Annotated in this window: 6 protein-coding genes; 2 read left to right on the top strand and 4 right to left on the bottom strand. The window is 69.2% G+C overall.

Annotated features, from left to right (window positions below; translation table 11 throughout):
- Positions 1-775: LysR family transcriptional regulator (locus AC27KI_RS17985; protein WP_487115069.1), on the bottom strand; the 775-nt coding region annotated here is incomplete at its 3' end.
- Between the two features lie 194 nt (positions 776-969).
- Here AC27KI_RS17985 and AC27KI_RS17990 point away from each other — a divergent pair.
- The gene (locus AC27KI_RS17990) at positions 970-1299 is read left to right on the top strand and encodes a DUF4148 domain-containing protein (RefSeq protein ID WP_487115071.1); all 330 of its coding nucleotides are present in this window, start codon (positions 970-972) and stop codon (positions 1297-1299) included.
- 99 nt (positions 1300-1398) lie between these two features.
- On the opposite strand, the gene AC27KI_RS17995 is transcribed toward AC27KI_RS17990, so the two are convergent.
- From AC27KI_RS17995 to AC27KI_RS18005, 3 genes are all read right to left on the bottom strand, one after another.
- On the bottom strand, positions 1399-1863 hold the full coding sequence (locus AC27KI_RS17995) for a MaoC family dehydratase (protein WP_284393360.1): 465 nt from the start codon (positions 1861-1863) through the stop codon (positions 1399-1401).
- A gap of 65 nt (positions 1864-1928) precedes the next feature.
- Positions 1929-2546 (bottom strand): nucleotide-binding protein, encoded by a 618-nt coding sequence (locus AC27KI_RS18000; RefSeq protein WP_317356288.1) that lies wholly within the window; start codon positions 2544-2546, stop codon positions 1929-1931.
- 142 nt (positions 2547-2688) lie between these two features.
- On the bottom strand, positions 2689-3327 hold the full coding sequence (locus AC27KI_RS18005; protein ID WP_284393355.1) for a LysE family transporter: 639 nt from the start codon (positions 3325-3327) through the stop codon (positions 2689-2691).
- Between the two features lie 115 nt (positions 3328-3442).
- Here AC27KI_RS18005 and kefC point away from each other — a divergent pair.
- Positions 3443-5319, top strand: a 1877-nt coding sequence (kefC, locus tag AC27KI_RS18010; protein WP_487115074.1) for a glutathione-regulated potassium-efflux system protein KefC, incomplete at its 3' end; no start/stop codon positions are given.

A 5319-nucleotide genomic window follows, 5' to 3' on the forward strand; every position in this document is an offset into this window, starting at 1 on the left:
GCACCAGTTGCCCGCTGCGCAGGTAGGGCGCAGCCAGATCGACTGGTAGCGAGGTCAGCCCCGCGCCATCCAGCGCAGCACGCAGCAGGGTCTCGATGTGGTTGGTCACGCAGACCGGCTGCACCTCGATGTCGATGGCCCGGTGGCCCAGCAGGGGATCGAACAGGCGCATCACCCCGGGTTTGGTGTCGCTGCGCCGGCGCAGCAGGCACTGGTGCCGGGCCAGGTCCTGCGGCACCTGCGGCATGCCGTGGTCCCGCAGGTAGGCGGGCGAGGCGCACACCACGCTGTCGGACCGCACGATGGGCCGGGTGATCACGTTGGCGCCGAAGACCGCGTCGTCGCTCAGCAGCGTGATGTCGAAATCGCCGATGGGCGGCTCCAGCGAGGAGTCCACATGGATGTCCAGCACCACCCGGGGATGCGCCCGGTGAAAGCCCTCCACCAGCGGCGCGAGGATGTGGACCGCGAGCACCGGCGGCGCGTGCAGCCGCAGCACGCCGGCGATCTCCGAGGTGTGGGCCTGGGCCGCGGCGAAGGCCTCCTCCACGTCGGCCAGGATGGTGCGCACGCGGGCCAGGTAGGCCTCGCCGGCATCGGTGAGCGAGACCCGGCGCGTGGTCCGCTGCAGCAGCCGGGTGCCGATGTGGCTCTCCAGGTCGGCAACCAGCCGGGTGACCGCCGCGGCCGACAGGTCCATCGCGCGCGCGGCCGCGGCGAAGCCGCCTTCGTCCACCACGGACTGGAACACGCGCATCGTCAGCAATCTATCCATTGCAGGAATGACGGCGTTTCAAGGGCCGCGATTATTTCAATTTCGTTAATTATTCATTGCCAAGAGTGCTGTTTTTCAAAGGGTTAACCCTGCGTACAGTTCAACCCATCGATGAGAAAGCCTGAAGGCGGACCCACCGAGGCAGGACAAGACCGGCCCCCAACAAGACCAGCCTTGCCCGGAAACACCAACCAATGAAGGACACCATCATGAACAACTACCGCACTCTCGCCACCGCTGCCGCCATCGCCCTGAGCGCCTTCGCCGCCCACGCCGGGGTGGAAGGCGACGGCTCCGACTATCCCGCCCCTGTCGCCGCCTCCAGCGCATTGACCCGTGAAGCCGTCGTGGCCGACCTGGTGGCCGCCCGCCAGAACGGCACCCTGCCCCGCGCCGGCGACTGGTACGACGTGCCCGCGCCCCTGGCCGTCTCCGGCAACGCCACGGTCGTCACCCGCAAGGAAGTGCAGGCGCAAACCGTGGCGGCCGCGAAGTCGCGCAACACGGTCAGCGGCGACCACTGATCTGATCGCACGGCGGCCCGGCCGGTTGCGACCGGCCCAGCCCCTCCCCGAAAAAAAGGCCCGCAGGTTCGCCCTGCGGGCCTTTTTCATGGGGCGCCTTCAGGGCGCGGCGCCGTAATTGCGCGCCAGGGACTCGGCCACGCACGCGGGCTTGTCGGACCCTTCGCGCTCGATGGTGACCAGCCAGGTCATCTGGATGCCGTCCGGCGCGGCGGGCTCGCAGGCCTGCAGCGTGAGCCGCGCGCGCAGGCGGCTGCCCACGGGCACGGGCGAGGTGAAGCGCACGCGGTTGAGCCCGTAGTTCACGCCCATCCGCGCGCCGGCGATGGCGAACGCCGATTCGAAGAACCGCGGAATCAGCGACAGCGTGAGAAACCCGTGGGCGATCGGCGCGCCGAACGGGCCCTGGGCCGCACGCTCGGGATCGACATGGATCCACTGGTGGTCGCCCGTGGCCTCGGCGAACTGGTCGATCTGCGCCTGGGTGATGGTGATCCAGTCGGTCACCGCCACCTCGCTGCCCACGCAGGCGGCCACTTCGGAATACGTCTGGAAGGTTTTCATGCGTGCACTTTAGGCCGGGGCGGGACGTGCGCGTTGTCGGGCGCGCGACAGCCGCGCGCGCCGGCCTACTGGTCGAGCCAGTCGCAGATGCCCTGCCACTGCTCCAGGTCGCGCGCCACGCGGCTGGCCGAGACGTCGAAGACCGACAGGCCCTGCGCGGCAAGATGGATGTAGTTCTGCGTGTCGCGCAGCCGGCCCAGTACCGGCAGGCCCAGGCTTTCGACGAACTCGCCCAGCTTGTCGGCCGCGATGGTGCGGGCATCGACCCGCATGCCGACGATGCCGATCTGCACGTTCGCCGCATGGCGGCTTTCGGCCAGCTCGTCCAGGAAGCCCCGGATGGCGAAGATGTCGAACACACTGGCCTGCAGCGGCACGATCACCTTGTCGGCCAGCTGGAGTACCGACTTGAGCTGCGCGCCGTGCAGGCCCGCGGGCGTGTCCAGCACCGCGTGGGTGGCCTCCTTGGGCGGGCGGCCGATGGCGTCGGGCTGCACCGGCCAGTCGCCGATGGGCCGCACGGCCGGGGACCGCAGCCCGCGCCACAGCCGGGACGACTGCTGCGGGTCGGCGTCGCCCAGCACCACGGCGTGGCCCTGGCTGGCGAAATAGCCGGCGATGTTGGTGGCGAGCGTGGATTTGCCCACGCCGCCCTTGGGATTGGCCACTGCGATCACTGGCATGCACGCCTCCTGGGTGTCAAAAGTTGGGTTGGCGGGGGCGATGGTAGCGCCGCCCGGGGCCAGACTGGGGAGTATGAGTCAAAAACCCCTCCAGCGCATATTCCACTAGGGCATATTGCTATATTTTTAATAGCAAATGGATTCAACCGTGCTGGGCCCCGCGCTTGACGAAGAAGAGCCCCGTGCCCACGGCCATCAGCAGGCCGCCGAACACGCGGTTCTGCGCACGCACCGCGCGGGCGTTGCGCAGCAGCCGGCGCAGTGCGCTGGCGCCCGCGGCATAGCCGTGCATGACGGCCATGTCCACCGCCACCATGGTGGCCGCCATGGCGAGCAGTTGCGTCCACAGCGGGCGGGTGTCGGTCATGAACTGGGGCAGCACGGCCACCATGAAGATGATGCCCTTGGGGTTGGTGGCGTTGGTCAGAAAGCCCGTGAGGCAGCGCTTTTGCCACGGGCCGGCCGGCGCGGCCTCCCCGCCCGGCAGGGACGACGCATCGCCCGAGCGCCATTGGGCGATGCCGATGTAGATGAGGTAGCACGCGCCCAGGATCTTCACCGCGCTGAACGCCGTCTCCGAGGCCAGCAGCAGCGAGCCCACGCCCGCCCCGGCGATCACCAGGATCAGCAGCAGCCCCAGTTGCAGCCCCAGGATGGTGGCGCCCGTCTTTCGCACGCCGTAGGTGAGGCCGTGGCTCATGGACAGCACGGCGCCGGAGCCCGGCGAGATCGCGATGAGGCAAGCCGCCGCCAAAAATGCCAGCCAGGTGTGCAGGTCCATGGGTCCGCCGGAAAAGAAAGGAAAGAAGATGAAAGGATCGGGAGCCGCCGATCTTACCGATGCAAAATTGCCGAGGTCCCTTTCACCGCCTCTCTCTCCACCCCATTCTTTCTCCATGGCCCACGCACCCACCTGGCTCACCTACGGCTTCCTCTACCTGGGCGCGGCCGTGCTCGCCGTGCCCATCGCGCGGGCGCTGGGGCTGGGGGCGATCATCGGCTACCTGGCGGCCGGCATCGCCATCGGCCCCTGGGGCCTGGGCCTGGTGAGCAACGTGCAGGACATCCTGCATTTCGCCGAGTTCGGCGTGGTGCTGATGCTGTTCCTCGTCGGCCTGGAGCTGCAGCCCAGCCGGCTGTGGAGCCTGCGGCGCCCGATCTTCGGGCTGGGCAGCGCGCAGGTGCTGGGGTGCGCGGCGCTGCTGTGGCTGGCGGCGTGGGCCTGCGGCCTGCCGTGGCGCGTGGGGCTGGTGGGCGCGCTGGGGCTGGCGCTGTCGTCCACGGCCATCGCGCTGCAATCGCTGAACGAACGCAACCTGATGCGCACCGACAGCGGGCAGAAGGCGTTCTCGATCCTGCTGTTCCAGGACGTGGCGGCCATTCCCATCCTGGCGCTGCTGCCGCTGCTGGGTGCGGCCGCCGCAGCCGACGCGGCGCCCCATGCCACGCCCGACCTGCTGCTGGAGGCGGCCAAGATCGTGGGCGTGGTGGGCGGCATCGTGCTGGGCGGGCGGCTACTGCTGCGCCCGGTGCTGCGCTGGATCGCCAAGAGCAGGACGCCGGAGATCTTCACCGCCGCCTCGCTGCTGCTGGTGGTGGGCATCGCCTGGCTGATGGTCATCGTGGGCCTGTCGATGGCGCTGGGCGCCTTCCTCGCCGGCGTGCTGCTGGCCGACAGCGAATACCGGCGCGAGCTGGAGGCCGATATCGAGCCCTTCAAGGGCCTGCTGCTGGGGCTCTTCTTCATGGCCGTGGGCATGTCCATCGACTTCGGCGTGCTGATGCGCTCGCCCGGGTTGATGGCCCTGGTGCTGCTCGGCTTTCTGGTCATCAAGGGCGTGGTGATCTACGCGTTGGCGCGCGTGACCGGCACGCCGTACCAGGAGCGGCCCGTGATGACGCTGCTGCTGGCGCAGGGCGGCGAGTTCGCGTTCGTCGTGTTCCAGGCGGCATCGACGGCGGGCGCGCTGCCGGCCGAAACCGCGTCGCTGCTGATCGGCGCCGTGGCGCTGTCGATGCTGCTGTCGCCGCTGCTGCTGGTGCTGCTGGACCGCGTGCTGCTGCGCCGCTATGCGCGGCTCAAGACCGATGTGCCGGCCGCGGCCGAGATCTTCGAGCCGCAGGAGGCGCCGGTCATCATCGCGGGCTTCGGGCGCTACGGGCAGATCGTCGCGCGCACCATGCTGCTGCAAGCCGTTCCGACCACCGTGCTGGACCACAGCGTGGAGATGCTGGAGGTGGCCCACACGTTCGGCTACCGCGTGTTCTACGGCGACGCCACACGGCTGGAGCTCCTGCGCATCGCAGGGGCCGCGCAGGCCCGCATCCTGGTCATCGCGGTGGACGACACGGGCCAGTCCGTCAAGATCGCCGCACTGGCGCGCGCTCACTTTCCGCAGCTGAAAATCGTGGCCCGCGCCCGCAACATGAGCCATTGGAACGCGCTGCGCGATCTGGGCGTGGAGCACGTCGAGCGCGAGCTGTTCGAGTCCAGCCTGAAGACCGCCCGCACGGTGCTGGAACTCATGGGCCTGCCGGCACAAGAGGCCCAGCGCGTGGCGGACCGGTTCCGCCAACACAACATCGACCTGGCCAACCGCATGTACCCGCACCACAAGAACCAGGAGAAGTTCATCGCCGTGGCGCGGCAAGGCCGCCAGCAACTGGTGGAACAGATGGCCAAGGAGCGGCAGGAAGCCGCATCCGCCGTGGCGGACGCGGGCCCCCCTGCGGACGCCGCAGGCCATGCCCCGCCCGCGCAGCGCACCGGCCT

Source organism: Acidovorax sp. KPB24-03, from assembly GCF_057546605.1.